The organism is Terrihabitans soli (assembly GCF_014191545.1).
Lineage (GTDB): Bacteria > Pseudomonadota > Alphaproteobacteria > Rhizobiales > Methylopilaceae > Flaviflagellibacter > Flaviflagellibacter soli.
The window spans coordinates 1431582-1455776 of sequence record NZ_AP023361.1 but is presented as its reverse complement, the minus strand read 5'-3'; the positions used below and the strand labels follow the sequence as shown (position 1 = coordinate 1455776).

The 24195-nt window shown below is 62.8% G+C and carries 22 protein-coding genes; 1 reads left to right on the top strand and 21 read right to left on the bottom strand.

All coding sequences use genetic code 11. The annotated features are described in order from the left end of the window. Positions 1-15: 15 nt before the first annotated feature. Positions 16-1305: a citrate synthase gene (gene gltA / locus IZ6_RS07615; protein WP_222877388.1), complete on the top strand. Its 1290-nt coding sequence runs from the start codon at positions 16-18 to the stop codon at positions 1303-1305. Positions 1306-1311: 6 nt separating this feature from the next. Here the strand turns inward: gltA and IZ6_RS07610 are convergent, their stop codons facing one another. From IZ6_RS07610 to proS, 21 genes are all read right to left on the bottom strand, one after another. Further along, complete coding sequence (locus tag IZ6_RS07610) at positions 1312-1839, bottom strand: RBBP9/YdeN family alpha/beta hydrolase (RefSeq protein WP_222877387.1); 528 nt, start codon at positions 1837-1839, stop codon at positions 1312-1314. Between the two features lie 3 nt (positions 1840-1842). Continuing rightward, on the bottom strand, positions 1843-2988 hold the full coding sequence (gene lpxB, locus IZ6_RS07605; RefSeq protein WP_222877386.1) for a lipid-A-disaccharide synthase: 1146 nt from the start codon (positions 2986-2988) through the stop codon (positions 1843-1845). Next, entirely contained in the window at positions 2985-3824 is an 840-nt protein-coding gene (locus tag IZ6_RS07600; protein ID WP_225874036.1) for an LpxI family protein, read from the bottom strand. Before IZ6_RS07600 ends, lpxB begins: the two co-directional genes overlap by 4 nt. Before the next feature lies 1 nt (position 3825). Beyond that, positions 3826-4623 (bottom strand): acyl-ACP--UDP-N-acetylglucosamine O-acyltransferase, encoded by a 798-nt coding sequence (gene lpxA / locus IZ6_RS07595; RefSeq protein ID WP_222877384.1) that lies wholly within the window; start codon positions 4621-4623, stop codon positions 3826-3828. A 2-nt stretch (positions 4624-4625) separates the two neighbouring features. Beyond that, complete coding sequence (gene fabZ, locus IZ6_RS07590) at positions 4626-5081, bottom strand: 3-hydroxyacyl-ACP dehydratase FabZ (protein WP_222877383.1); 456 nt, start codon at positions 5079-5081, stop codon at positions 4626-4628. A gap of 13 nt (positions 5082-5094) precedes the next feature. Then, on the bottom strand, positions 5095-6141 hold the full coding sequence (lpxD, locus tag IZ6_RS07585) for a UDP-3-O-(3-hydroxymyristoyl)glucosamine N-acyltransferase (RefSeq protein WP_222877382.1): 1047 nt from the start codon (positions 6139-6141) through the stop codon (positions 5095-5097). A gap of 54 nt (positions 6142-6195) precedes the next feature. Further along, complete coding sequence (bamA, locus tag IZ6_RS07580; protein ID WP_222877381.1) at positions 6196-8574, bottom strand: outer membrane protein assembly factor BamA; 2379 nt, start codon at positions 8572-8574, stop codon at positions 6196-6198. A gap of 165 nt (positions 8575-8739) precedes the next feature. Beyond that, entirely contained in the window at positions 8740-9879 is a 1140-nt protein-coding gene (gene rseP, locus IZ6_RS07575) for an RIP metalloprotease RseP (protein WP_222877380.1), read from the bottom strand. 25 nt (positions 9880-9904) lie between these two features. After that, on the bottom strand, positions 9905-11110 hold the full coding sequence (gene dxr, locus IZ6_RS07570; RefSeq protein WP_225874035.1) for a 1-deoxy-D-xylulose-5-phosphate reductoisomerase: 1206 nt from the start codon (positions 11108-11110) through the stop codon (positions 9905-9907). Then, positions 11107-11787: a phosphatidate cytidylyltransferase gene (locus IZ6_RS07565; protein WP_222877378.1), complete on the bottom strand. Its 681-nt coding sequence runs from the start codon at positions 11785-11787 to the stop codon at positions 11107-11109. Before IZ6_RS07565 ends, dxr begins: the two co-directional genes overlap by 4 nt. Before the next feature lie 8 nt (positions 11788-11795). Beyond that, positions 11796-12554 (bottom strand): isoprenyl transferase, encoded by a 759-nt coding sequence (locus IZ6_RS07560; RefSeq protein WP_222877377.1) that lies wholly within the window; start codon positions 12552-12554, stop codon positions 11796-11798. A 27-nt stretch (positions 12555-12581) separates the two neighbouring features. After that, positions 12582-13145 (bottom strand): ribosome recycling factor, encoded by a 564-nt coding sequence (gene frr / locus IZ6_RS07555; RefSeq protein ID WP_222877376.1) that lies wholly within the window; start codon positions 13143-13145, stop codon positions 12582-12584. Positions 13146-13188: 43 nt separating this feature from the next. Further along, positions 13189-13905, bottom strand: a complete 717-nt coding sequence (gene pyrH, locus IZ6_RS07550; RefSeq protein ID WP_222877375.1) for a UMP kinase — start codon at positions 13903-13905, stop codon at positions 13189-13191. Between the two features lie 24 nt (positions 13906-13929). Further along, a complete protein-coding gene (tsf, locus tag IZ6_RS07545; protein ID WP_222877374.1) occupies positions 13930-14883 on the bottom strand; it encodes a translation elongation factor Ts in 954 nt (317 codons plus the stop codon). A gap of 64 nt (positions 14884-14947) precedes the next feature. After that, on the bottom strand, positions 14948-15952 hold the full coding sequence (locus IZ6_RS07540) for a 30S ribosomal protein S2 (RefSeq protein ID WP_222877373.1): 1005 nt from the start codon (positions 15950-15952) through the stop codon (positions 14948-14950). A gap of 144 nt (positions 15953-16096) precedes the next feature. Continuing rightward, the gene (locus IZ6_RS07535; protein WP_222877372.1) at positions 16097-16519 is read right to left on the bottom strand and encodes a hypothetical protein; all 423 of its coding nucleotides are present in this window, start codon (positions 16517-16519) and stop codon (positions 16097-16099) included. Between the two features lie 103 nt (positions 16520-16622). Beyond that, the gene (dnaE, locus tag IZ6_RS07530; protein ID WP_222877371.1) at positions 16623-20033 is read right to left on the bottom strand and encodes a DNA polymerase III subunit alpha; all 3411 of its coding nucleotides are present in this window, start codon (positions 20031-20033) and stop codon (positions 16623-16625) included. Between the two features lie 236 nt (positions 20034-20269). Continuing rightward, a complete protein-coding gene (locus IZ6_RS07525) occupies positions 20270-20701 on the bottom strand; it encodes a hypothetical protein (RefSeq protein WP_222877370.1) in 432 nt (143 codons plus the stop codon). A 65-nt stretch (positions 20702-20766) separates the two neighbouring features. Next, entirely contained in the window at positions 20767-21441 is a 675-nt protein-coding gene (locus tag IZ6_RS07520) for an ABC transporter ATP-binding protein (RefSeq protein WP_222877369.1), read from the bottom strand. Then, positions 21441-22739 carry a lipoprotein-releasing ABC transporter permease subunit gene (locus IZ6_RS07515; protein WP_222877368.1) on the bottom strand — a complete coding sequence of 433 codons (1299 nt, stop codon included), beginning with the start codon at positions 22737-22739 and terminating at the stop codon, positions 21441-21443. The genes IZ6_RS07520 and IZ6_RS07515 overlap by 1 nt, the downstream gene beginning before the upstream one ends. After that, complete coding sequence (gene proS, locus IZ6_RS07510) at positions 22736-24058, bottom strand: proline--tRNA ligase (protein WP_222877367.1); 1323 nt, start codon at positions 24056-24058, stop codon at positions 22736-22738. Before proS ends, IZ6_RS07515 begins: the two co-directional genes overlap by 4 nt. Positions 24059-24195: the final 137 nt, after the last annotated feature.

The window sequence follows — 24195 nt, the reverse complement described above, 5'->3', positions numbered from 1 at the left end:
ACAATAGGAGAGTGCATGAGCGGGAAAACTGCCACCCTGATCGTGGACAATAAATCGATCGAATTTCCCGTTCTGGAAGGCTCTACCGGGCCTGAAGTCATCGACATTTCGAAGCTGTACGCGCTGACGGGCAAGTTTACATACGATCCCGGATTCACCTCGACGGCGAGCTGCGCCTCGACGATCACCTATATCGACGGCGACGAAGGCATTCTCCGCTATCGCGGTTACCCGATCCAAGACGTCGCCGAAGGCGGCGATTTCATCGAGTGCTGCTATCTGCTTCTGTACGGCGAACTGCCGAGCAAAAAGCAGAAGACCGATTTCGAAACCCGCGTCACGCGCCACACAATGGTGCATGAGCAGATGATGCGCTTCTTCACCGGCTTCCGCCGCGACGCGCATCCAATGTCGGTGATGGTGGCGAGTGTTGGCGCCATGGCCGCCTTCTATCATGACTCGACCGACATCACGGATCCGATGGCACGCGAGATCGCCTCGATCCGCATGATCGCCAAAGTCCCGACGCTCGCGGCGATGGCCTATAAATACCATATCGGCCAGCCCTTCATTTATCCGCAGAACGATCTCGACTACGCCTCGAACTTCCTGCGCATGTGCTTTGCCGTGCCGTGCGAGGACTACAAGGTGAACCCGGTCTTCGCCCGCGCGATGGACCGCATCTTCACGCTGCACGCCGATCACGAGCAGAACGCCTCGACCTCGACGGTGCGTCTTGCCGGCTCGTCGGGCGCCAATCCCTTCGCCTGCATCGCGGCGGGCATTGCCTGCCTCTGGGGTCCGGCGCATGGCGGCGCCAACGAAGCGGCGCTGAAAATGCTGGAAGAGATCGGTACGGCCGACCGCATTCCGGAATTCGTCGCCCGCGCGAAAGACAAGAACGACAGCTTCCGCCTGATGGGCTTCGGCCATCGCGTCTACAAAAACTACGATCCGCGCGCCAAGATCATGCAGCAGACCTCGAAAGAGGTTCTCGCCGAGATCGGCCATGCCGACGATCCGCTTCTGCAGGTCGCGATCGAACTCGAAAAGGTCGCGCTGCACGATGAATACTTCATCGAACGCAAGCTCTACCCGAATATCGACTTCTATTCGGGCATCACGCTGCGTGCGATGGGCTTCCCCACCTCGATGTTCACGGTGCTGTTCTCGGTCGCCCGCACGGTCGGCTGGATCGCGCAGTGGAAGGAAATGATCGAGGATCCGGAACAGCGTATCGGCCGTCCTCGCCAGCTCTACAAGGGCGCTGCCGAGCGTACTTACACTCCGCTCGCCAAGCGCTAAACGCCTTCAGCCGCGCGCCAGCTCCAGAAGCAGCGCGCGGCCCTTCGGCCAGGATCCGAGAGCGCTGTCGGCATTGATATGCCCGAGCGCGCCGAGATTGACGAAGCGCGATCCCCAGGCCTTCGCAAACGCTTCCGACCGCGCAATATCGGCGTAAGGGTCGTTCGTGGATGCCACGACCATCGACGCGAAAGGCAGCTTCTCCATCGGCATCGGCCCAAAGCGCCGCGCCTGCGGCGGCACATGCGCATCTGAATCGACATCGGCCGGCGCAACCAGCATCGCCGCCTGCACAGCGCGTCCGCCCTTCTTCGCCCAATGCGCGACCGTCGCGCAGCCAAGACTGTGCGCCACAATCACGACATCGCGCCCCGCCTCGCGCACGGCCGCGTCGAGGTTTGCGATCCAATTCTCCGGATAAGGATCGTCCCACTCGCCGAGTTCGGCGCGCGGCGCCGGCAGCGCCTTTTCCCAATGAGAGAGCCAGTGATCTGGCCCGGAATTGCCGAGGCCGGGAACAAGCAGAATATTCATCCGTCAGATGCCCCGCACGAGCTTGAGGATTTCGCGCGCCGCAAGCCTGCTGGGCGCGTCCTCCACTTTCATGCGTTCATCGAGCGCGCGCAATGCCGTTTCCTGTGCGCGGCGCTGCGGCGTATCGCCGAACAGCAGCTCAAGCGCCGGTGCAATCCGCTCCGGCCTGGCGTCGCCCGCGACGAATTCGGGAATGGCGCGCTGGCCGAGAACGAGATTGGGCAGAAGAATGTGCGGCGCTTCGATCTTGACGAAATGGCGGACAATGTTCGCCAGCGGCTCGACGCGGTAGGCGCCGATCAGCGGCACCCCTGACAATGCCAACTCGAGCGTCGATGTGCCGGACGCGGCGAGCGCAACATTGGCCGCGCGCATGGCCGCGAACTTTTCAGCTTCGCCCGAAACGAGACGCGGCGCGAGCGGCCAGGTGCTGGCGAGTTCGGAAATCTCATCGGCAAGTTTCGGTACCGCCGGAATGGTGACGGCAAGGTTTGCCGTGCCGAGACGTTTCAGCACCTCGCCGAAGAGAGGCATATGCCGCCGCACGACGGAGCCGCGGCTTCCCGGCAGAACGAGGAGATTGACGCCATTGGCAACGGGTTTGCGCTCGCCTTGCATTGGGCGGAGCTCGGAGAGACGTTCGATCAGCGGGTGGCCGACATAGACGCAGTCGGGTCCGCCAAGGCGAAGGTGCGCGTCCGGCTCGAAGGGCAGCAGCGCCAGAACCTTATCGACATAGGCGCGCATTTTCCGCGCGCGGCCGGACCGCCATGCCCAGACCGAGGGCGACACATAATCGACGACCGGCAGGCGCCTGAGCTTCTTGCGCACGGCTTTGGCGACGCGGTGCGTGAAATCTGGGCTGTCGATGATGACGAGAACGTCGGGCGGGTTCGCCAGGATCGCCGCAACTGTCTCATCGATGCGGCGCTTCAAGAGCGGCAATCGCGCGATCACCGCCGAAAAACCCATCACTGCGATGTCTTCGAGCGGAAAGAGGCTCGCTACCCCCTCACCCGCCATCAAAGGCCCGCCGACGCCGCGCACGGAAATATCGGTCTCCTCGCGCAGCGCGCGGATCAGCTTGAAACCGAGCTGATCGCCTGAATGCTCGCCGGCGACGATGAAGATATCGAGCGGAAAACTCATGCGCTCGGTTCCACACCGAAGATGAAGAGCCCGGCTTTATCCGCGGCATCGATCAGCGCGCCGAGATCGGGCGTCATCACCTGGCCGGCCGCAACAGCGATGCCGGCAAGCCCCGCCTGCTTCACCTTCTCGACGGTCGCCGTGCCGATGGCGGGCGTATCGAGCCTGAGATCCTGCCCACGTTTTGAGGCCTTCACGAACACGCTCTTGCCCGCGGCGGTCTTCAGGCGGCCGGAGCTGCGCAGATCTGCGACACGTTCGAGCATCGCATCCGTGCCTTCCGCGGCCTCAATCGCGATGACGCGGCGATCGGCAACGACCGCGCCCTGCCCGATATCGTACGGACCGAGAGCACCCAGCACCTCCATACCAAGCAGGGCCGCCGCCTGTGCCTCGGCGGACGGCACATGCTTGCCGATCACGCCCGAAGGCAGAATGAGTCCGGGCGCGACTTCGTGCACGCCCCGCACGCGCAGGCCCTTGCTCTCCACCTCGCGGGCGAAATGCGTGAGCATGTCGTTATCGCCGCCGCCGAGATAGCGCAGCATCAGTTTGAGGAAGCGCAGATCGGGAATGAAATCGAGACTCATCGACGGACGCGGCACCGCTCCGACAAAGGCGATGTCTTTCGCGCCCGCGTCTCGCGCCAGCCTCAGCATGCGCCCGAGGCGGCCCATGCCAATCCAGTCATGCGGATATTTCGAAATGGCCGGATCGGCCGCTCCGCGCACGCCGATGAGATAGATGGGACGACCGGATGCCGTCACCGCGTCCGCTACAGCGAGCGGAAACTGCCCGGCGCCGCACACCAGCGCAAGGGGCGCGGCCGCTGTCACTTTAGCCTGCGGTCTCGCGCGGCGTGCAGATCGCGCGATCTCCGGCGCTGCGCAGGAAGTCCACCACCTCCTGCACAATGGGAACGCCGGCAAATTCTTCCGCCACATCGTTGACACGTTCCGACAGCGTGCCTTCATCGGCAAAGAGCAGGCGATAGGCGCGGCGCAGCGCATTGACCTGATCGCGATCGAAATTGCGGCGCTTCAGGCCGACGAGATTGAGACCTTCGAGTCGCGCCCAGTCGCCGGTCGCAAGTCCGTACGGAATGAGATCGCCGCGTACGCCGGTCAGGCCGCCGACAAAGGCATGCGCACCGATACGGTGGAACTGCGCGATCGCCGACCCGCCGCCCATGATGACAAAATCGCCGACGCTCACATGACCGGCGAGCATCACATTGTTCGACAGGATGACATTGTCGCCGACATGGCAGTCATGGCCGACATGCGAGCCGGCGAGAAACGCACAGCGGCTGCCGACAACGGTTTTCATGCCGCCGCCCTCGGTGCCGGGGTTCATCGTCACGCCTTCGCGGATCAGGCATTCGTCGCCGATCGAGAGCGTTGACAGCTCGCCTCTGTATTTCAGGTCCTGCGGCGGATGGCCGAGCGAGGCGAAGGGATAAATGCGCGTGCGGACGCCGATCTTCGTGCGGCCGGCGAGCACCACATGGGATTGCAGCTCGCTGCCCGCGCCGAGTTCGACATCGGGTCCGATATGGCAATAAGGCCCAATCGTCACATCGTCGCCGATGCGCGCTCCGTCCTCGATGATCGCCGTTGCGTGAATTTTCGACATGATCAGGCGTCGGCAATACGGGCGGAGACATCGGCTTCGGCGACGACCTGATCGTCGACCTTTGCGATGCCGCGGAACCACCAGATGCCCTGACGTCCCTTGATCTTCTGGATGTGAATACGGACCTGATCGCCCGGGACGACCGGCTTGCGGAATTTGCAATTATCGATCGTGACGAAATAGACGAGCTTCGGCTTGTCGGCACCATTGGCCGAGACCCACAGCGCGCCGGCGGTCTGCGCCATCGCCTCGATCAGAAGAACGCCCGGCATGATCGGCATTTTAGGGAAATGCCCCTGAAAATGCGGTTCGTTGATCGTGACATTCTTGATGCCGATGCAGCTCTCATCGCCATTCATCTCGATGATCTTGTCGATCAGGAGGAACGGGTAGCGATGGGGCAGATATTGGAGGATCCGGCCAATGTCTGCCGAATCCAGCGTCTTCGTTTCCGTCACGGAGTCTTATCCTTCAGAGCTTCTCGTCCGGGGCGCCCTTACGGGTCATCTTGCGCAGGATGGCCGTTATACGGAGCCACTCCCGCATTGGCAAAGCCGGAGAACCGCCCATCCTGGCGCCGGGCGGAACGTCCTGCATGACCCCGGACTGGGCCCCGATCTGGGCCCCCGCACCGATGTCGAGATGGCCGGCCAGGCCCACCTGGCCGCCGAGAACGGCAAAATCCCCGAGCGTGCAGGAGCCGGAAATGCCGACCTGCGAAACGATGATGCAATGGCGGCCGATCACCACGTTATGGGCGATCTGGACGAGGTTATCGATCTTGGTGCCTTCGCCGATGATCGTGTCGCGCGTCGAGCCGCGGTCGATACAAGTGCCGGCGCCGATATCGACATCGTCCTGGATTATGACGCGGCCGATCTGCGGCACTTTCAGATGGCCCTTGCGGCCCATGGCATAGCCGAAGCCGTCCTGCCCGATCCGCGCCCCCGGGTGGATGGTGACGCGGTTGCCGATCAGCGCATGCACGATGCTCGAGCCTGGGCCGATGCTGCAGGACCGGCCGATACGGACATCGGGGCCGATCACCGCATTGGCGCAGATGACGCTGCCGGATCCTATTTCAGCACGCGGCCCGATCACCGCGCCGGGATCGACGGTAACATCCTGTTCGAGACGGGCATCGGGATGGACAAAGGCGCCGGGCGCGATCCCGCGCTCCTGGAACACCGGCGCACTGCGCATCGCGGCGGGGAATAGTTTGGCGGCCGCCTGGGCGAAGACGCGGTACGGATCATCCGTCACAAGAAGCGTCAAACCGGCGGGCGCTTTGTCCAAAAGCTTGCGTGCAACGACCACCGCAGCAGCGCGCGTCGTTGCGATCGCAGAGCCGTAGGCGGCGTTGTCGAGATAAGCGAGATCGGAAGGGCCGGCTTGCTCGATGGCGGCAACGCCGGTCACGACACGGCTGCCATCGCCGCGGAGCTCCGCGCCCGTCGCCGCCGCGATGTCCGAAAGGGACACCGCATCAGGCGCAGCAAAGAAACGAGGATCACCCATCAGCCGGAACCGGAAAAAAGCCAGGCGGCCGGACGGCCGCCCAGGCCCGGTCTATCAGAACCGGCCGCCACCGGAGAAGCGGAAGTTCTGCTCTTCGTCGGCGTCGGCTTTGGTGATCGCCCAGGCGTAATCGAAGCGCAGCGGGCCCATGGGCGACTGCCACAGCAGCGACACGCCAACCGACGAACGGATGTCATCGGCCGGGTCGACATCGATGTCGAACGTGCCCGACGAAACCGTGCAGGGATCGCAACCTTCGTAGCCGGCCAAAGTGCCGACATCGGCAAACACCGCACCCTTAAGACCAAGCTCTTTCGGAATGACCGGAAGCGGGAACTGAACTTCAGCCGTACCGCCGATGTAATAGGTGCCGCCAAGCGAGTCACCTGTATCGCGGTCGCGCGGGCCGATGCCCGACGGCTCGAAGCCGCGGACGAGATCCGGACCCTTGTTGAAATGGTCGAGGATCGTCAGATCTCCATCACCCCAGCCGACGATGTGGCCGGCCTGCAGGCGCACGAAGCCGACGAGATCGGCCGGCAGCTCGTGATAATAGCGGCCGTCAAAGGTCGTACGGACGAATTCCGCATCGCCGCCGAGACCGGCAAAATCCTGGCGGAATTCGGCGCGGATGCCGTTCTTCGGATTCTGCACGCTGTCGAGCGAGTTATAGACGAAGGAGTAGCCGGCCAGCGAGGTCAGCGTGTCGCCTTCCGCTTCCTGCAGCGCGATCGACGCTTCTTCCGGATCATCGCTCGGGTCAGCGCACGGGCTCTCCGAGCAGCCGTCTGTGAGACCGGAATCGATGCTGATGTCGCGATTATATATCTGATAATTCACGCCGAAGGTCAGAGGGTCAGTGATCGGGAACCCGAGACGCAGAGCGCCGCCGACCGTATCGAGGTCGTAGGCGTTATAATCCGAATTCTTACGTTCCTTCTGGTACAGGTCGAAGCCCGCCGAGATACGGCGTCCGAGGAAATAGGGGTCGGTGAAGCTGAGGTCATAACCCGAGGTGCGCTCACCCTGGGTCGTGCCGATCTTCACATAATAGCCGCGGCCGAAGAGGTTCTTTTCGGCGACAGAGAATTCCGCGATCAGGCCGTCGGCCGACGAATAGCCGCCCGAGACCGAGAATTCACCGGTGGGCTGATCTTCAACATCGACGTTCACAATCAGGCGGTCCGGCGATGAGCCAGGCTCGGACGTGATGCGGACAGCCTTGAAGAAGCCAAGACGGTTCAGTCGGCGCTCTGCGCGATTGATCAGCGCCTGGTTATAGGCATCGCCTTCGGCGAGATCGAACTCGCGGCGAATGACGTAGTCACGCGTACGGGTATTGCCGCGGACATTGATGCGCTCGACATATACGCGCGCGCCCTCTTCCACCGAATAGGTGACGGACACCGTGTGGTTCTCGTAGTCGCGCGAGCCGCGCGGACGAACCTGCGCGAAAGCGTAGCCCTGCGTCGCAAGCTCGATCGACATCTGCTCGACCGTCTTCTCGACATCGGTCGCGCTGTAGACATCGCCCTTGCCGCCCTTGATGAGCCCTTCGAGCACTTTCGGATCGACATCGGCGACCGTCGATTCGACGCCCACATCGGCGAATTTGTAGATCGGGCCCTCTTCCACCGTCACCTTGATGACGAAGGCGTTGCTCTCATTGCTGTAGTTCACTTCCGACGAGACAATACGGAAATCCGCATAGCCCTTGCTCAGATAGAAGCGGCGGACGAGTTCGAGGTCGGCGTTGACACGATCGGTGTCGTAGACGTCCGAGGTCTTCAGCCAGCTCATGAAATTCGACTCGGTCGTCGTCATCTCGTCGCGCAGGCGGCCGTCCGAGAAAGCTTCGTTGCCGACGAATTCGATTTCAGAGATTTTCGATTTCGAGTCTTCGTTGATCTTGAAGACGAGATCGACGCGGCCATTGGGGCGCGAAATGACCTGCGGCTCGACGGTCGCGTTGTAGCGGCCGGCGCGGCGATAGAGTTCGAGAATGCGGGTGGTGTCGCTCTGGATCGCGGTCTGGCTGTACGGACCGCGTGACTTCGACTGAACCTCAGCCGCAAGCGTCGCGTCCTTGATCTTCTGGTTGCCTTCGAAATAGACGCGGTTCAGCACCGCGTTTTCGACGACCGTGACCGTGAGGCCGCCGCCGGTGCGGGCAACGCGGACGTCTTCGAACAGGCCGGTCGCGTAGAGCGACTTCACAGCTTCATCGATCTTGACGTTGTCGAGGCGTTCGCCGGGAGCGGTGGAGAAATGGGCACGGATCGCGTCGGCTTCGACGCGGCTGTTGCCGCGGACGGTGATGTTGGCCTGGGCAAGCGCCGGCGACACGGCGACAAGGCCGCCGAGCAGTGCGAGCCCGGCGACGAACAGATAGGCCGCGGTCAGTCGTACAAACGCGCGGTACACAAAGGTCATGGGGTCCCCACCCTAACAGCCGCCAGGTCCCCACCCAGCGGGCAAATGTCACCAGTTCAGCCGTATCGGTCTTAACCGGATTCCCGTTCGCCGCAACCCGTTTCTGCTTGGATTTTAGCCTTTCAGAGAGGGGCGTGGCACCGATGCCACGAGCCCCCGCGGCAACTAGGACCGGTTAAAACTCAGAATATCGTTCCAGGTTGCGAACAGCATCAGGGTCAGAACCAGGGCGATGCCGATCCTGAAGCCGAATTCTTGAGCTTTTTCACTGAGAGGACGGCCTCTTACCGCTTCGATGGCGTAGTAGAGCAGATGGCCGCCATCGAGCAGCGGGATTGGGAATAGGTTCAGAAGGCCGATCGACACGGACAGCACCGCCGTCAAGTTCAGAAGGACGTCGAAGCCGAGCTTGGCCGCCTGCCCCGAGACCTGGGCGATGCGAATCGGGCCCGAGATCTGATCGGCCGATTCGCGGCCGGTGATCACCCCGCCGATATAGTCGAACGTCCGGTCGACGACGAACCAGGTTTCCTGAACGCCGGCGACAAGCGCCTCGCCCAGCCCGTAATTCTTGTGCCGGACATCGCCCGCCGCTTCGCTGCGGCTGATGCCGATAATGCCGATCCGGTGGACCTGGCCGAAGACGTCCTTGACCTCCTGGCGCTGCGGCGTCGCCTGGACGTCGATCTCGCGGCCATCGCGCAGAACGCGGAAATTCAGCGTCCGGTCGGGGCTGATCCGCACGATGCGCTGCATGTCGGAGAAGCTCTCGATGGTCGAACCGTCGATGGCAAGGATCAGGTCGCGGACCTGAAAACCGGCCTTCTGGGCGGCGCTGCCCTCGGCGACGCGATCCACCTGCGCGACCGTGATCGGGCGGCCGACGAAGTAGAACGTGCCGGCGAAAATCGCGATGGTCAGGATGAAATTGGCGATCGGCCCGGCCGCGACAATGGCGGAGCGCTTGAGCACCGGCTGACCGGAGAAGCTGAGACGGCGCTCCTTGGCGCTCATTTTTGCGAGTTTATCGCGCGCCGGGGCGCTTGCCGCGTTCTCGTCGCCGTAGAATTTCACATAACCGCCGAGCGGGACGGCGGCGAGGCGCCAGCGCGTGCCGTGCTTGTCGAAGCGGTGCCAGAGTTCAGGACCAAAGCCCATCGAGAAGGTCAGAACCTTCACCCCGCACCAGCGGGCGACGAGGAAATGACCCATTTCGTGGATGAAAATCACGACGGCCAGCACGCCGAGATAAGGCAGGCTGTAAAGCAGCGCGGATTGAACGAAATCGATGATCTGCTGCAGCATTTTTATTGGTTTTCCCGTCCGCCAATCAGGCGGCAAAGACCGGCGGCGTGGGCAATTCCTCGACCGCCAGGCGCCGCGCTTCCCGATCGAGATTCAGAGCATCTTCCACGCTTTGCGGGGTTCTGGCGAGTCCCTTCCCCTTAGCCTTTCCGATCACGGTTTCCACAAGATGCGGAATACCCGGAAAGTCCAGTTTGTGGTCGAGGAAGGCCGCCACGGCGATCTCGTTCGCGGCGTTCAGAATGGTCGGAATGCCCCCGCCCTCGTCGAGAGCCGCCAGCGCCAGTTTAAGCGCCGGGAATCGCGCATGATCGACCGGCTCGAAGGTCAGCGAGCCGACCTTGGCGAGGTCGAGCGGCGTCACATTGGTGACGAGGCGGTCCGGCCAGCCGAGGCAATGGGCGATCGGCACCCGCATATCGGCCGGGGCAAGGCCGGCAACAACCGAGCCGTCGGAGAAGCTGACCAGGCCATGAACCACCGACTGGGGGTGGACGAGAACATCGAGCTGATCGCTTCCGACATTAAAAAGATGATGTGCTTCAATTAGTTCCAGCCCCTTGTTCATAAGGCTGGCGCTGTCGATCGTGACCTTCCGGCCCATCGTCCAAGTCGGGTGCTTCAGGGCGTGTTCGGGCTTGGCGGCGGCGATCTGCTCGCGCGTCCAGGTCCGGAACGGGCCGCCCGAAGCCGTCAGGATGATCTTAGAGACCTCATGGGCCTTGCCGGACATCAGCGCCTGGGCGATGGCGTTGTGCTCGGAATCGACCGGCAGGATCTCGGCCCCTGCCTCCCTCGCGTCGCGCATGAAGGCCTCGCCGGCACAGACGAGGCATTCCTTGTTGGCAAGGCCGATCATTCCGCCCCGACGCACCGCGGCGATGGTGGGCCGGAGGCCCGCCGCACCGGCAATGGCGCCGAGCGTCCAGTCGACCTTGCGGGTAGCAGCCTCGCACATGGCCTCTTCGCCCGCGGCGGTCTCGATGCCGCTGTCTGCAAGAAGCTCCTTTAACTCATTGTAAGAGCTAGGGTTTGAGACAACGGCGATCTTCGCTTTGAGGGTTTTGGCGACCTCGGCCAAGGCTTTGGCGTCATTGCCCGAGGCCACCGCCTCGACCGTGTAGCGGTCCGGGTCCTGGAGCAGCAGATCGACCGTCGAGCGGCCAATCGAACCCGTCGCTCCCAGAAGGGTCACGCTGCGAGGGTTGGACTTGTCGTAAGCCGTTGTCACCACATTAAAACTCCGCGTCCAGCGGCTTCAAAGCCGCCGCGCAACAGGCCCAGGATCAGGGCAAAACCGCCGGCCAGGACAAAGCCATCGAGCCGGTCCATGACTCCGCCATGACCGGGGATCAGCTTGCTGCTGTCTTTTACCCCGAAACGGCGTTTCAGGGAGGACTCAAAAAGGTCGCCCCCCTGGCTGATCACGGCGGCGATAAGGCTGACGATTGCGACCGGAATGAGGGCCGGCGCCGCGAAGAAAGAGGCGATTCCCGTCGCGGCGGCGACCGAAAAACCCGTCCCGCCGATAAAACCGGCCCAGGTCTTGTTGGGCGAGATGCGCGGCCAGAGCTTCGGCCCGCCGATCAGGCGGCCGCAGACATAGGCCATCACATCCGACACCCACACCACCGCAAACAGCCACAGCAGCGCGGCAAAACCGAGTTCATCGTCCATACGCAAAATGACGGGAGCCGCGAGCGCCAGCGCCGCATAGACCAAGCCCGGAAACTTCCAGCCGACGGACGCGCCCGTCAGCTTCCACCATTCGACGAGAATGGCGATGGCGGCAGCAAGCCAGAAGATAAACAGCAGAATGCCGCCCTGCCAGGCGCAGAACAACGCGGCGCCCGCCATCACGATGCCGGAGAAGATCCGCGCTTTCAGTTCAGAGGTTTTGCGCGGCATGGAGGCCTTTACCGCCGGCCCGAATCCAGCCCGCCGAAACGCCGCTCGCGGCCGCGATATTCGGCAAGCGCCGCTTCCAGAGCCTCGCGGTTGAAATCGGGCCAGTGCATCGGAATGAAGACGAATTCCGCGTAGGCCGCCTGCCACAGAAGAAAATTCGACAGACGCTGTTCGCCGGAGGTGCGGATAACGAGATCGGGATCGGGGATTCCCGACGTGTCGAGCCCCTGCCCGATCAGTTCGGGCGTGATCTCGTCAGGCCTGATTTTACCGGCTGCAACGTCGGCGGCGATCTTTTGTACGGACGCGGCGATCTCCTGACGCGAGCCGTAATTAAAGGCGACGACGAGCGTCAGCGCGGTGTTATTGCGGGTGAGATTTTCGCACTCTTCGATCAGCGCGCGGATATCGGCTTCAAGGCCCCGCCGCTCGCCGATGATGCGCACGCGCACATTGCCCTTGTGCAGTTCGGCCAGGTCCTCGCGCACGAAACGGCGCATCAGATTCATCAGATCGAGGATTTCGCTTTTCGGGCGCGACCAGTTTTCGGACGAGAAGCTGTAGAGCGTGAGGTACCGCACGCCGAGTTCGCCCGCCGCTTTCACCGCGCGCCGCACAGCCTCGACGCCGCGGCGATGGCCTTCGACGCGCGGCAAGCCGCGCGCAGCCGCCCAGCGGCCATTGCCATCCATGATGATGGCAATGTGCTCGGGGACCGCAGCACCGCCTCCGGCGGGCTCCTCAGCTTTGCGTTCGATCGCGCTCATCCGCGCGGCCAGACCTTTCTGGTCGAACTAGACCTGGGTGATTTCCTTTTCCTTTGTCGCCAGGAGCTGGTCGATCTCGCCAATGGCCTGATCGGTCGCTTTCTGCACGGCATCGGAATTGCGGCGCTCGTCATCTTCGGTGATATCGCCGTCCTTTTCGAGCTTCTTCAAAAGATCAAGTCCGTCGCGCCGCACATGTCGCACAGCAATGCGCGCCTGCTCGGCATATTTGTGTCCAACCTTAACAAGCTCCTGCCGGCGCTCGGCGTTCAGTTCCGGGATCGGAATGCGCAGGAGCTGGCCCTCGATGATGGGGTTGAGGCCGAGATTGGCCTCGCGAATGCCCCGCTCGACGGCGCCGACCATGCTCTTGTCCCAGACCTGAACCGACAGCATGCGCGGCTCCGGCACGGTGACCGAGGCCACCTGATTGAGCGGCATATGCGAGCCATAGGCCTCGACATTCACCGGCTCGAGCAGGTTGACCGAGGCGCGGCCGGTCCGAAGCCCGCCGAGCTCGGTCTTGAGCACCGAGACGGCGCCGTTCATGCGGCGCTTGATTTCGTCGATCTCGAAAGAGGCGGCAGCCATATCTTCTCCCCCGTGTCCTTTTTCGGACCGATCTTTGCGGAGGTCAGGCGCCGACGAGCGTGCCGCGCCCTGTGCCCATGACCGCAGCCTGGATCGACCCCGGTTCGTGAATTGAGAACACGATTACAGGAATGCGGTTCTCGCGGGCAAGGGCGAAAGCCGCCGCATCCATCACCTTGAGGTCACGGGCCAGCGCCTCGTCGAAGCTCAGTTTGTCATAGCGCTTGGCGGTTTTGTCGAGCTTGGGATCGGCGGTGTAGACCCCGTCGACATTGGTGGCCTTGAGCAGGACCTCGCAGCCCATCTCGGCCGCCCGGAGGGCGGCGGCGGTGTCGGTCGTGAAGAACGGGTTGCCGGTGCCGGCCGAGAAGATCATCACATGGCCGCGCTCGAAATGGCGCAGCGCCGCCTGGCGGGAGAAGGTCTCACAGATGGCCGGCATTTCGAGGGCCGACATGACGCGGCAGGTAGCGCCCTGCCGCTCGATCGAAGCGCCGAGGGCCAGCGCGTTCATGACGGTCGCCAGCATGCCCATATAGTCGCCGGTGGCGCGGTCGATGCCGCTGGCCGCCACCTGGACGCCGCGGAAGATATTGCCGCCGCCGACGACCAGCGCGACTTCGACATTCTGCGAACGGAGCGAAACAATATCGGCGGAGATGCGGTCAACGACTTTAGGGTCGAGGCCGAAACCGGCCTCGCCCATCAATGCCTCACCGGAGATTTTTACGAGCACGCGCTTGTAGAGCGGTCTTGCCATGCTCGTCCTGCCTCCTGCCTGCTATCAGGCCGTAACGCCTTCGGCACCCTTGTCTTTGTCGGTGCCCGCGGCTTTCGCGACTTCGGCTGCGAAGTCGCTCTCTTCTTTCTCGATGCCCTCGCCCAGCGCGTAGCGGACGACTGCGGAAACCTTGATCGGGCCGCCGGCCGAACCTTCGGCTTCCTTGATCGCCTGGCCGACGGTCTTGGAATTATCCAGGACGTAAGCCTGATCGAGAAGCGTCACTTCCTTGTAGTAGCTCTTGAGGCCCGATTCGACGATCTTCTCCTGGACGTTCGCCGGCTTGCCCTGGTGCTTCTCCAGAAGGATCGCCTTTTCGCGCTCGATCGTCGCCGGGTCGATGCCCGCCGGATCGATGGCGAGCGGGTTCATCGCTGCGACATGCATGGCGATGCCGCGGCCGAGCGCCGAGAGCTTGTCGACATCGCCCTTGGATTCGAGCGCCACGAGCACGCCGATACGGCCAAGACCTTCCGACGTCGCGCTGTGCACATAGCTCGCAATGACGCCGTCATTGACCGTGAGCTTCTGCACGCGGCGTAGCGTCATGTTCTCGCCGATCGTGCCGATGAGTTCGGCGAGCGTGTCTTTCAGGCTCTTCTTGCCGCCCGGCAGATGCGCGGATTCAAGCGCCGCAAGCGTACCGTCGGTGTTGAGCGCGACCTTCGCCGCCTCGCGCACAAAGCCCTGGAAATCCGGGTTGCGGGCAACAAAGTCGGTTTCGGAGTTCACTTCGACGGCCGCTGCCGTCTTGCCCGAGCTTTCGACCGCAACAAGGCCCTCGGCCGCCACGCGGCCGGCCTTCTTGGCCGCCTTCGACAGGCCCTTTTTGCGCAGCCAATCGACGGCCGCTTCCATATCGCCGTTCGTTTCCTGCAGCGCCTGTTTGCAGTCCATCATGCCGGCGGAAGTCTTCTCGCGCAGCTCCTTGACCATGGCGGCGGTAATCTCGGCCATTTCGTCCTCTTAAATTTCGTTGGAAACGCGCGGGCTTGTCGCCCGCGCGCATGTCAATACGATGTCAGGCGAGCAGTTCGCGCGCCTGCGAAGCCCAGCCCGCGGCCTTGCCGGCGGTCTTGAGATCGGCTTCGACCGTCACGGTTTCCGCTTCGGTCAGCGCGGCCAGCTGCCAGTAATGGAAGATGCCGTAATCGTTCAGCTTCTTCTCGAGCTGCGGACCGACGCCCGTGAGCTTGGTCAGATCGTCCGGCGCACCGCGGGGAGCGGCGAGCTTTTCGAAAATCTGATCGCCCGAAGCAGGCGTCGCCGCCGGCAGTTCTTCGACCAGAACCGGCTCGACCGCGGCGCCGAGATCCTGGCCCGAACGGCCCTGAGCGCGGCTGATGCCGTCGACCGCTGCGCGGGCAACGAGATCGCACAACAGCACGATGGCGCGGCCGGCATCGTCATTGCCGGGGATCGGATAGGTGATGCCATCCGGATCGCAATTCGAGTCGACAATGGCGGCGACCGGAATGCCCAGACGCTGGGCTTCCTTGATGGCGATCGCTTCCTTGTTGGTGTCGATCACGAAGATGAGGTCCGGCAGACCGCCCATATCGCGGATGCCGCCGAGCGCGCGGTCGAGCTTGTCCTTCTCGCGCGAGAGCGTCAGGCGCTCTTTCTTGGTGAAACCGCGGCCCTCATCCGTACCCGAGAGCAGCTCTTCGAGCTTGCGCAGGCGGGCGATCGAATGGGAGATCGTCTTCCAGTTGGTCAGCATGCCGCCGAGCCAGCGGGAATTGACGTAATACTGCGCCGAGCGCTTGGCGGCATCGGCGACATGTTCCTGCGCCTGGCGTTTGGTGCCGACGAAGAGCACGCGGCCGCCTTTGGCGACGGTGTCGGAAATCTGAACCAGAGCCTGGTTCAGAAGCGGCACGGTCTGCGCGAGGTCGAGAATGTGGATATTGTTGCGGGTGCCGAAAATGTACTGAGCCATTTTCGGGTTCCAGCGATGGGCCTGGTGGCCGAAATGCACGCCCGCTTCGAGGAGCGCGCGCAAAGATACGTCAGGAAGAGCCATTTTCTGTTGTTCTCCGGTTAGCCGCCGCGGATGTGAACCTCGTCGAAAACGAGGCACCGGGGATCGCCCGAGGGCGAATATCCGCGTGTGGAATGGGGCGGCTTATAGGGGAAGCCGCCCTCTGAAGCAAGGCAGAACAGGTGCTTAGAGCAGCCGTTCGCGCGAGGGTTCGGCAAGGCTGTCTGCAGGCACCGCCCTGGACAGCGACCAGGCCAGAGCGAGCACCGCGAGGCCGAGCACGACCGGAACGGGCAAACCCCTGTACCAGATAAGGAAAAGCCCGCCGACGCTGAGCAGGATGATGGCCGGCGCCACCGTATAGCGGCCGCCGGCCCCGGAGGCCGACGGACGGACCGGCAGATAGGCCAGGAGCGCCTGCAGAAGGACCGCGACCAGGGTCAGGGTCGCGGCGATTTTCAGGAGATGGCGTTCGAGCGGCTGCCAGGTCTCCCCGGTCAGTGCGGCCACCGTGCCATAGGCGATGATGACGACCCCGAGCCAGGCCAGCACATTGATGAGAACCGGAAGCGCGCGCACGGCTTCCCGCAGGACACGATCGAATGACATGGAACCCCCCTCCCATTTTTTTCCCAGCCTAGGAGGAAAGAGGGCGATTTTGGGTCCGGAGCCTGCTGGAGCGTCGGGTTCCCTACCTTTCGCCGCCCGATCTTCACCCGTTGACGACATCGACCACCCCCGGCACCGCCTTGATGGCGGCAGCAATTGTCGGCGAGACGCGGAAACCGCCCGGCAACTTCACTTCCACTTCGGTCGACGCCTCCGTCATCAGAACGAAGGAGACATCGCCCTCGCCCTTCTGAAGCTGTTTAGCGATGTGTTCGACCGGCGCGGGATCGCGCAGGAAAATCTGCATGCTCTGGCTGAGCTTTTCGGCCGCCTCTTCGAGCCTTTGCACCGAGATGATGCGGGCGCGCACTTCTTCGCCGTCGACCGAGGCCTGCAGCATCACGACGATGGACGTGTTCGGCTCGAGAAGATCGCGATATTCGGCGAGCGCTTCGGAGAAGAGGATCGCCTCGTAATGACCCGACGCATCCGAAAGCTTGATGATACCCATCCGGTTGCCGGATTTGGTGCGTTTTTCCTGCCGCGACAGAACCGTCGCCGCGAGCCTTCCAGCCGTCTGTCCCTGCCGCACCGCGGTCGAAAACTCCGACCAGCGCTGCAGCTTCATGCGGCCAAGCAGCGGCCCGTAACTGTCGAGCGGATGGCCGGTGAGGAAGAAGCCGATCGCTTCATATTCGCGCGTCAGACGTTCTCCCGGCAGCCAGGGCTGCACATTGCGGGCGCGGATCGGCTCGGGTGCGGCATTGCCGAAGAGACCGCCCTGCCCGCGCGCGGCATCTTCCTGCGTTCGGCCGGCAACAGCGACGACTTCCTCCATCGCCGCCACAACGGCGGCGCGGTTCTTTTCGAGATCGTCGAACGCACCGGCTTGGGCCAGGCTTTCCAGCGTGCGCTTGTTGACCTGTTTGGGATCAAGGCGCCGCGCAAAATCGCCGAGATCGGCGAACGGCTTTTCGCCGCGCGCCGCAACGATCGCTGCAGCCGCCTGCGCACCGACGCCTTTGACGGCGGCAAGCGCATAGCGGATCGCGCCCTTGTGGACGCCGAACTCGACGCCTGATGTATTTACATTGGGCGGCTGGACCTCAATGCCCAGACGCTGCGCCTCGGTGCGGAATTCAGCGAGCTTATCGGTCGAGCCCATATCGAGCGTCATCGAGGCGGCCATGAACTCGACCGGGTATTTCGCCTTCAGATAAGCGGTTTGATAGGAGACGAGCGCGTAGGCCGCCGCATGGCTTTTGTTGAAGCCGTAATCGGCGAATTTCTGCAGAAGGTCGAAGATCGCATCCGCTTCGCCCTTTTTCACTTCACGCTCGGTCGCGCCCTTCACGAAGACGCCGCGCTGCGCATCCATCTCCTTGCGGATTTTCTTACCCATGGCACGGCGCAGGAGATCGGCCTGGCCGAGCGAATAGCCGGCGAGCACCTGCGCGATCTGCATCACCTGTTCCTGATAGATGATGACGCCGTAGGTCTCTTTCAGGATGTCTTCGATTTTCGGGTGCGGATAATCGGGCTGTTCGCGCCCCTGTTTGCGCGCGCAATAGGTCGGGATGTTCGCCATCGGGCCCGGGCGGTAGAGCGCCACAAGCGCAACGATGTCTTCAAAACGGTCGGGCCGCATATCGAGCAGCGCGCGCCGCATGCCCGCGCTTTCCACCTGGAACACGCCGACGGTCTCGCCGCGGGCCATCAGCGCATAGGCTTCCGCGTCGTCGATCGGGATTGTCGAAATATCGACATCGATGTCGCGGTCTTTCAGCAGCGCGACCGTCTTCTCAATCGTTGTCAGCGTTTTCAGACCGAGGAAGTCGAACTTCACAAGACCTGCCTGCTCGACCCATTTCATATTGAACTGGGTGACGGGCATGTCGGACCGCGGATCGCGGTAGAGCGGCGTAAATTCGGCGAGCGGCCTGTTGCCAATGACGATGCCGGCGGCGTGCGTCGAGGCGTGGCGGTTGAGCCCTTCCAGCTTCAGCGCGATATCGAGCAGCCGGCCGACGCGCGGGTCCGTCTCGCGTTCGGCTTCGAAACGCGGCTCGTCCTTGATCGCCTGCGCGAGCGTGACGGGGTTGGCCGGATTCTGCGGCACGAGCTTGCAGAGCTTGTCGACCTGTCCATACGGCATTTCGAGGACGCGGCCGACATCGCGCATGACGCCGCGCGCCTGCAGCGTACCGAACGTAATGATCTGGGCGACGTGGTCCTGGCCGTATTTCTGCTGCACGTAATTGATGACTTCGCCACGGCGGTCCTGGCAGAAGTCGATGTCGAAGTCCGGCATCGAGACGCGGTCGGGATTGAGAAAGCGCTCGAACAGAAGGCCGAAGCGGATCGGATCGAGATCGGTGATTGTCAGCGCCCACGCAACGAGCGAGCCCGCGCCCGAACCACGGCCCGGTCCCACCGGAATGCCCTGCGCTTTGGCCCATTTGATGAAGTCGGCGACGATCAGGAAATAGCCGGGGAATTTCATCCCCTCGATGACGTTGATCTCGAAATCGAGACGGGCGGAATATTCTTCCTCGCCGATGCCGGGTGCGCGGCCATGCACTTTCAGGCGCTCGTCGAGGCCCGCGCGCGCCTGACGGCGCAATTCGGCCGCCTCGTCGCCGTCGCGCGTGAAGCGCGGCAGGATCGGTTTGGTCGCGCGCGGACGATAGGCACAGCGTTTGGCGATCTCGACCGTGCTTTGCAGCGCTTCAGGCAGATCGGCAAACAGCGCCATCATCTCGGCGCGCGTCTTGAAGCGGTGCTCGGGCGTCACCTGCCTGCGGCCGCTGTCGGAGACGAGACGTCCCTCCGCGATCGCGAGCAGCGCATCATGCGCCTCGTAATCGGCAACGGTCGCAAAATAGCATTCATTGGTGGCAACCAGCGGCAGAGCCTGCGCATAGGCCAGCGCGATCAGCCGCCGTTCGGCGAAGGTTTCGGATTCAAGACCGTGGCGCTGCAGTTCGACATACAGCCGGTCGCCGAAAATCTCCTTCAGCCGCGCAAGCCGGCTTGCGGCGAGATCATCGCGCCCTTCGGCAATCGCGAGATTGAGCGGGCCGCCGGGTCCGCCGCTCAGGCAGATGAGGCCCGCGCTGTTCTTCGTGAGGCGCTCGGTCGAAACGTAAGGATCGGCGGGATCGGTTTCGAGAAAGCCCGCGCTCGTCAGTGCGAGGAGGTTTGTGTAGCCCTCCTCCGAGCGCGCGAGGAGAACAAGGCGCGGCCTCTGCGCGGCGCCCGGACGGGCGCCCGGCGCCGCCTCGCGGTCGGCGAAATCCACCGCAATCGTTGCACCGGCAATCGGCTGCAGACCGCTCTCGGCAAATTTTTCGGAGAATTCGAGAGCGCCGAAGAGATTGGACGTATCGGTCAGCGCCAAAGCCGGCTGTTTATCGGCCTTCGCCAGATCGGCGAGCTTTTTGATGGGCAGCGCCCCTTCAAGCAGCGAGAACGCCGAGTGGACGTGAAGATGGACAAAACCGACGCCGCTCACCCGGAACCCCTCTTAAGGCTGGCGGCGGGATCAGATCACCGGCAGCACATCGGCCCACATCAGGACCATGGCAATGAAGACTGCGACCGAACCGAACTCGGCGACGCTCTCAAGAAACCGGCTGAACCTCTGGATGGCCATACGCGCCCCCTGTTTTCCACTCTGAACTACATGTTCATGTTTTGTTCTTTTCCGTAGAAAATGTCAAGTGGTTCCTCAATTTTCTTCTAAGTCATTTATTTAACTTGCAAATTCTGTGGAGGCGCGACTTCCGTGCCCGAAACGTTCGGGCATTGAAGGATGGTCTGCTCCCAGGTGATGTTCTTGAGGCCCGTCGCGAAGCAGAAGCCCATTGCGCCTGGATCGACATCACCACGCAGCCTCACGCCTTTGCCGTTCAACGGCACCGGCGGATTGGTGCCTGTGACGTCATAGGTTTCTTCGCCATACCGGATCAGGATACAGCCGCGCTCGGTGCCCTTCTCCGGGCACGCCTCGACATCAATCTTCTTTGCGGCAGGCAGCATTGGAGGGATGGATGGATCGGCCGTCGGCGCCACGGACGGCTCGGCCGGCGGTCCGAGATTGGGCGGCGCGGGCGCCTCCTGCGCCGCCGCGCCCCCTGCGAGGCTCATAACAAGCGCGACGACAGCGATGGATATTTTCATTTTTGCATCTCCCCTTCGTGCACAATTCAAGCGCACAGTCGATGAGGATGCAATCTATGAGTGCGTCAGACCTCGACGATCATTCCATCGCGCAAAGTGATCCGGCGGTCCATTTGGGCGGCGAGTTCAAGATTGTGGGTCGCAACGAGCGCCGCGAGCCCGGTCGCCTTGATCAGCTTGAACAGCGCCTCGAACACCTGTTCGGAGGTGACGATGTCGAGATTGCCGGTCGGCTCGTCGGCAAACAGGATGCGCGGCGCATTGGCGACGGCGCGGGCAATGGCGACACGCTGCTGCTCGCCGCCGGAAAGCTCGGTCGGGCGATGGGTGCCGCGGTCCGGAAGGCCGAGCCAGGTCAAAAGCTGTTCCGCTCTTTTCTTCGCCTCGCTCTTGTCGAGCCCGGCGATGAGCTGGGGCAGCATGACGTTCTCGACGGCCGAGAACTCCGATAGGAGATGATGGAACTGGTAGACGAAGCCGATCTCGTCGCGGCGCAGGCGCGTGCGCTCGGTGTCGGACAAAGTCGAGGTGCCCCTGCCCGCCACGATGACTTCGCCGGCATCCGGCCGCTCGAGCAGCCCGGCAATATGCAGCAAGGTCGATTTGCCGGCGCCGGAGGGCGCGACGAGCGCCACCGCTTCACCCGGCATCAGCGCAAATTCGGCGCCGCGCAGAACGTCGAGCGCGGCCTCTCCCTGCCGGTAGGTACGATGGATGGCTTCGAGGCGGAGGATTTCCATCACTCATACCTCAGGGCTTCGACCGGATCGAGACGCGAGGCGCGCCAGGCCGGATAGATGGTCGCGATCAGGGACAGAACCAGCGCCATGACGATGACGGCGCTTGTCTCGCTCCAATCGACAATGGCCGGCAGGCGGCTCAGGAAATAGAGCTCGGGCGAGAATATCGTCGTGTTGGTGACCCAGGCGATGAACTGGCGGATTTCCTCGACATAGCGGCAGACGAGCAGTCCGAGCAGAACACCGACGAGCGTGCCGAGAAATCCGATCGAGGCGCCGATGATGACGAAGATGCGCATGATCGAGCCGCGCGTTGCGCCGATTGTCCGCAGGATCGCGACGGCTTGCCCCTTCTCCTTCACCATCATGATCAGCGTGGAGATGATGTTGAGCGCGGCGACGAGAATGACGAGCGTCAAAATAAGGAACATCACATTGCGCTCGACTTCGAGCGCCGAGAAGAAGGTCACGTTGCGCTGCTTCCAGTCGACGAGGATAACCTGGCGCGCCGCCGCTTCGGACACCGGTGGGCGCAGCGCGTCCGTGTTGTCGGGATCGTTGACGAAAACCTCGATGGCGCTGACATTGCCGTCGCGGTTGAAATAGGCCTGCGCTTCGTTGAGCGGCAGATAGACAAAGACGGCGTCGTATTCCGACATGCCGACTTCGAAAATCGCTTTGACCGGATAGCCTTTGATGCGCGGTGTCGTGCCCATCGGCGTCACTGCGCCGCGCGGCGAGACGAGCGTCAGAATATCGCCGACGCGAAGGCCGAGCTGTTCGGCGAGGCGGCGTCCAATGACGACGCCCGGCTTCGGATCCTGATCGAAACCCTCAAGCGTGCCTTCCTGGACGCTTGTGCCGACAAGGCCCGATTTCTTGATATCGGCTTCGCGCATGCCGCGGACGAGAACGCCGCCGGCGTTGAAGGACGAGGATGCGAGCGCCTGGCCCTCGACGAGTGGCGCGGCGAGCCGCACACCCTTCACTTTCGAAATGCGCTCGGCGACCGCTTCGTAGTCCGTGAGGTCCGAGCCGACGGGCTGGACGATGATATGGCCGTTGACGCCGAGGATTTTGGTCAGGAGTTCCTGACGGAAACCGTTCATCACCGCCATGACGATGATGAGCACGGCGACACCGAGCAAAACGCCGAGGAAGGACAGAATGGCGTTCAGCGAAATAAAGCCTTCGCGGCGGCGGGCGCGCAGGAAGCGGCCGGCGATCAGCCATTCGAACGGCGCGAAAGGCGCTGTGCGGCGCGGCGGTTTGGTGTCGTCGGCCGAAGTCTCGGTCATCCCGTCAGCCGCGCGAGCGCCGATTCGGGCGAGAGCGTGTGCTTCTCACCCGTCTTGCGGTGTTTGAGTTCGACTTCGCCGGAGGCGAGGCCCTTCGGCCCGACAACGAGCTGCCAGGGCAGACCGATGAGATCCATGGTCGCAAATTTCGCGCCCGGCCGCTCATCGCGGTCATCGTAGAGAACATCGATCCCGGCTTTGCCGAGACCCTGATAGAGCGTCTCGCAGGCCGCATCGACGACCGCATCGCCGACTTTCAGATTGGCAAGGCCGACGCGGAACGGCGCAACGTCTTCCGGCCAGATGATGCCGTTCTCGTCATGGCTCGCTTCGATGATCGCCGCGACAAGACGCGAGGGACCGATCCCGTAAGAGCCCATATGCACCGGCAATTCCTTGCCGTCGGGACCTGCGACGACGGCCTTCATCGGCTCGGAATATTTGGTGCCGAAGTAGAAAATATGGCCGACTTCGATACCGCGCGCGGAGAGACGGTTCTTCTCCGGCACTTTGGAAAATTCCGCCTGATCGTGCTTTTCGGACGTCGCCGCATAAAGGCTCGTCCAGTGGTCGACAATCGATTGCAGTTTGGCGCGGTCGTCGAACGGCGCGTTCTCGCCCGGAATGTCTTTTTCGAGATAATCGGAATGGCCGAACACTTCGCTCTCGCCGGTATCGGCAAGGATGATGAATTCGTGGCTGAGATTGCCGCCGATCGGGCCGGTATCGGCAACCATCGGAATGGCGCGCAGGCCGAGCCGCGCAAAGGTGCGTAAATACGCAACAAACATCTTGTTATAGGAGTGCCGTGCCCCGTCCTGATCGATGTCGAAGGAATAGGCGTCTTTCATCAGGAACTCGCGCGAGCGCATGACACCGAAGCGCGGGCGCACTTCGTCGCGGAACTTCCACTGGATGTGGTAAAGGTTGAGAGGCAGATCGCGGTAGGAACGCACATAGCCGCGGAAGATCTCCGTGATCATTTCCTCATTGGTCGGACCAAAGAGCATATCCCGCTCGTGCCGGTCCTTGATGCGCAGCATCTCCTTGCCATAGTCGTCGTATCGTCCCGATTCGCGCCACAGCTCCGCTGACTGAATTGTCGGCATCAAACATTCTATTGCGCCGGCGCGGTCCTGTTCCTCGCGGACGACGGCGCAGACTTTGTCGAGCACGCGCTTGCCGAGCGGCAGCCAGGCATAGATGCCGGACGATTCCTGGCGCAGCATGCCGGCGCGCAGCATCAGCCGATGCGAAACGATCTCGGCTTCCTTCGGCGTTTCGCGGAGGATGGGGAGGAAATAGCGGGAAAGACGCATGACGGGCCCGGCTGAGAAGAAGTGCGGCAGACGAAAGCCGAACCCCCCTCAAAACACAAGGCCGCAGAGCAAAGCTCCACGGCGGTTTGATCTTAGCGAAGGAAAGTAATGTCCCGCAGCGGCGCTTTCGCGTCGCG

Bases quoted from the DNA above. Each gene is read 5' to 3' on its own strand.
- gltA (WP_222877388.1), top strand. From the start codon at position 16: ATGAGCGGGAAAACTGCCACCCTGATCGTGGACAATAAATCGATCGAA.
- IZ6_RS07610 (WP_222877387.1), bottom strand. From the start codon at position 1,839: ATGAATATTCTGCTTGTTCCCGGCCTCGGCAATTCCGGGCCAGATCAC.
- lpxA (WP_222877384.1), bottom strand. From the start codon at position 4,623: ATGTCGAAAATTCACGCAACGGCGATCATCGAGGACGGAGCGCGCATC.
- tsf (WP_222877374.1), bottom strand. From the start codon at position 14,883: ATGGCCGAGATTACCGCCGCCATGGTCAAGGAGCTGCGCGAGAAGACT.
- IZ6_RS07565 (WP_222877378.1), bottom strand. From the start codon at position 11,787: ATGCCGCGCAAAACCTCTGAACTGAAAGCGCGGATCTTCTCCGGCATC.
- lpxD (WP_222877382.1), bottom strand. From the start codon at position 6,141: ATGGGTGATCCTCGTTTCTTTGCTGCGCCTGATGCGGTGTCCCTTTCG.
- bamA (WP_222877381.1), bottom strand. From the start codon at position 8,574: ATGACCTTTGTGTACCGCGCGTTTGTACGACTGACCGCGGCCTATCTG.
- lpxB (WP_222877386.1), bottom strand. From the start codon at position 2,988: ATGAGTTTTCCGCTCGATATCTTCATCGTCGCCGGCGAGCATTCAGGC.
- IZ6_RS07520 (WP_222877369.1), bottom strand. From the start codon at position 21,441: ATGGAAATCCTCCGCCTCGAAGCCATCCATCGTACCTACCGGCAGGGA.
- frr (WP_222877376.1), bottom strand. From the start codon at position 13,145: ATGGCTGCCGCCTCTTTCGAGATCGACGAAATCAAGCGCCGCATGAAC.
- IZ6_RS07525 (WP_222877370.1), bottom strand. From the start codon at position 20,701: ATGAAAATATCCATCGCTGTCGTCGCGCTTGTTATGAGCCTCGCAGGG.
- pyrH (WP_222877375.1), bottom strand. From the start codon at position 13,905: ATGGCAAGACCGCTCTACAAGCGCGTGCTCGTAAAAATCTCCGGTGAG.
- proS (WP_222877367.1), bottom strand. From the start codon at position 24,058: ATGCGTCTTTCCCGCTATTTCCTCCCCATCCTCCGCGAAACGCCGAAG.
- IZ6_RS07560 (WP_222877377.1), bottom strand. From the start codon at position 12,554: ATGAGCGCGATCGAACGCAAAGCTGAGGAGCCCGCCGGAGGCGGTGCT.
- rseP (WP_222877380.1), bottom strand. From the start codon at position 9,879: ATGCTGCAGCAGATCATCGATTTCGTTCAATCCGCGCTGCTTTACAGC.
- IZ6_RS07515 (WP_222877368.1), bottom strand. From the start codon at position 22,739: ATGACCGAGACTTCGGCCGACGACACCAAACCGCCGCGCCGCACAGCG.
- IZ6_RS07535 (WP_222877372.1), bottom strand. From the start codon at position 16,519: ATGTCATTCGATCGTGTCCTGCGGGAAGCCGTGCGCGCGCTTCCGGTT.
- IZ6_RS07540 (WP_222877373.1), bottom strand. From the start codon at position 15,952: ATGGCTCTTCCTGACGTATCTTTGCGCGCGCTCCTCGAAGCGGGCGTG.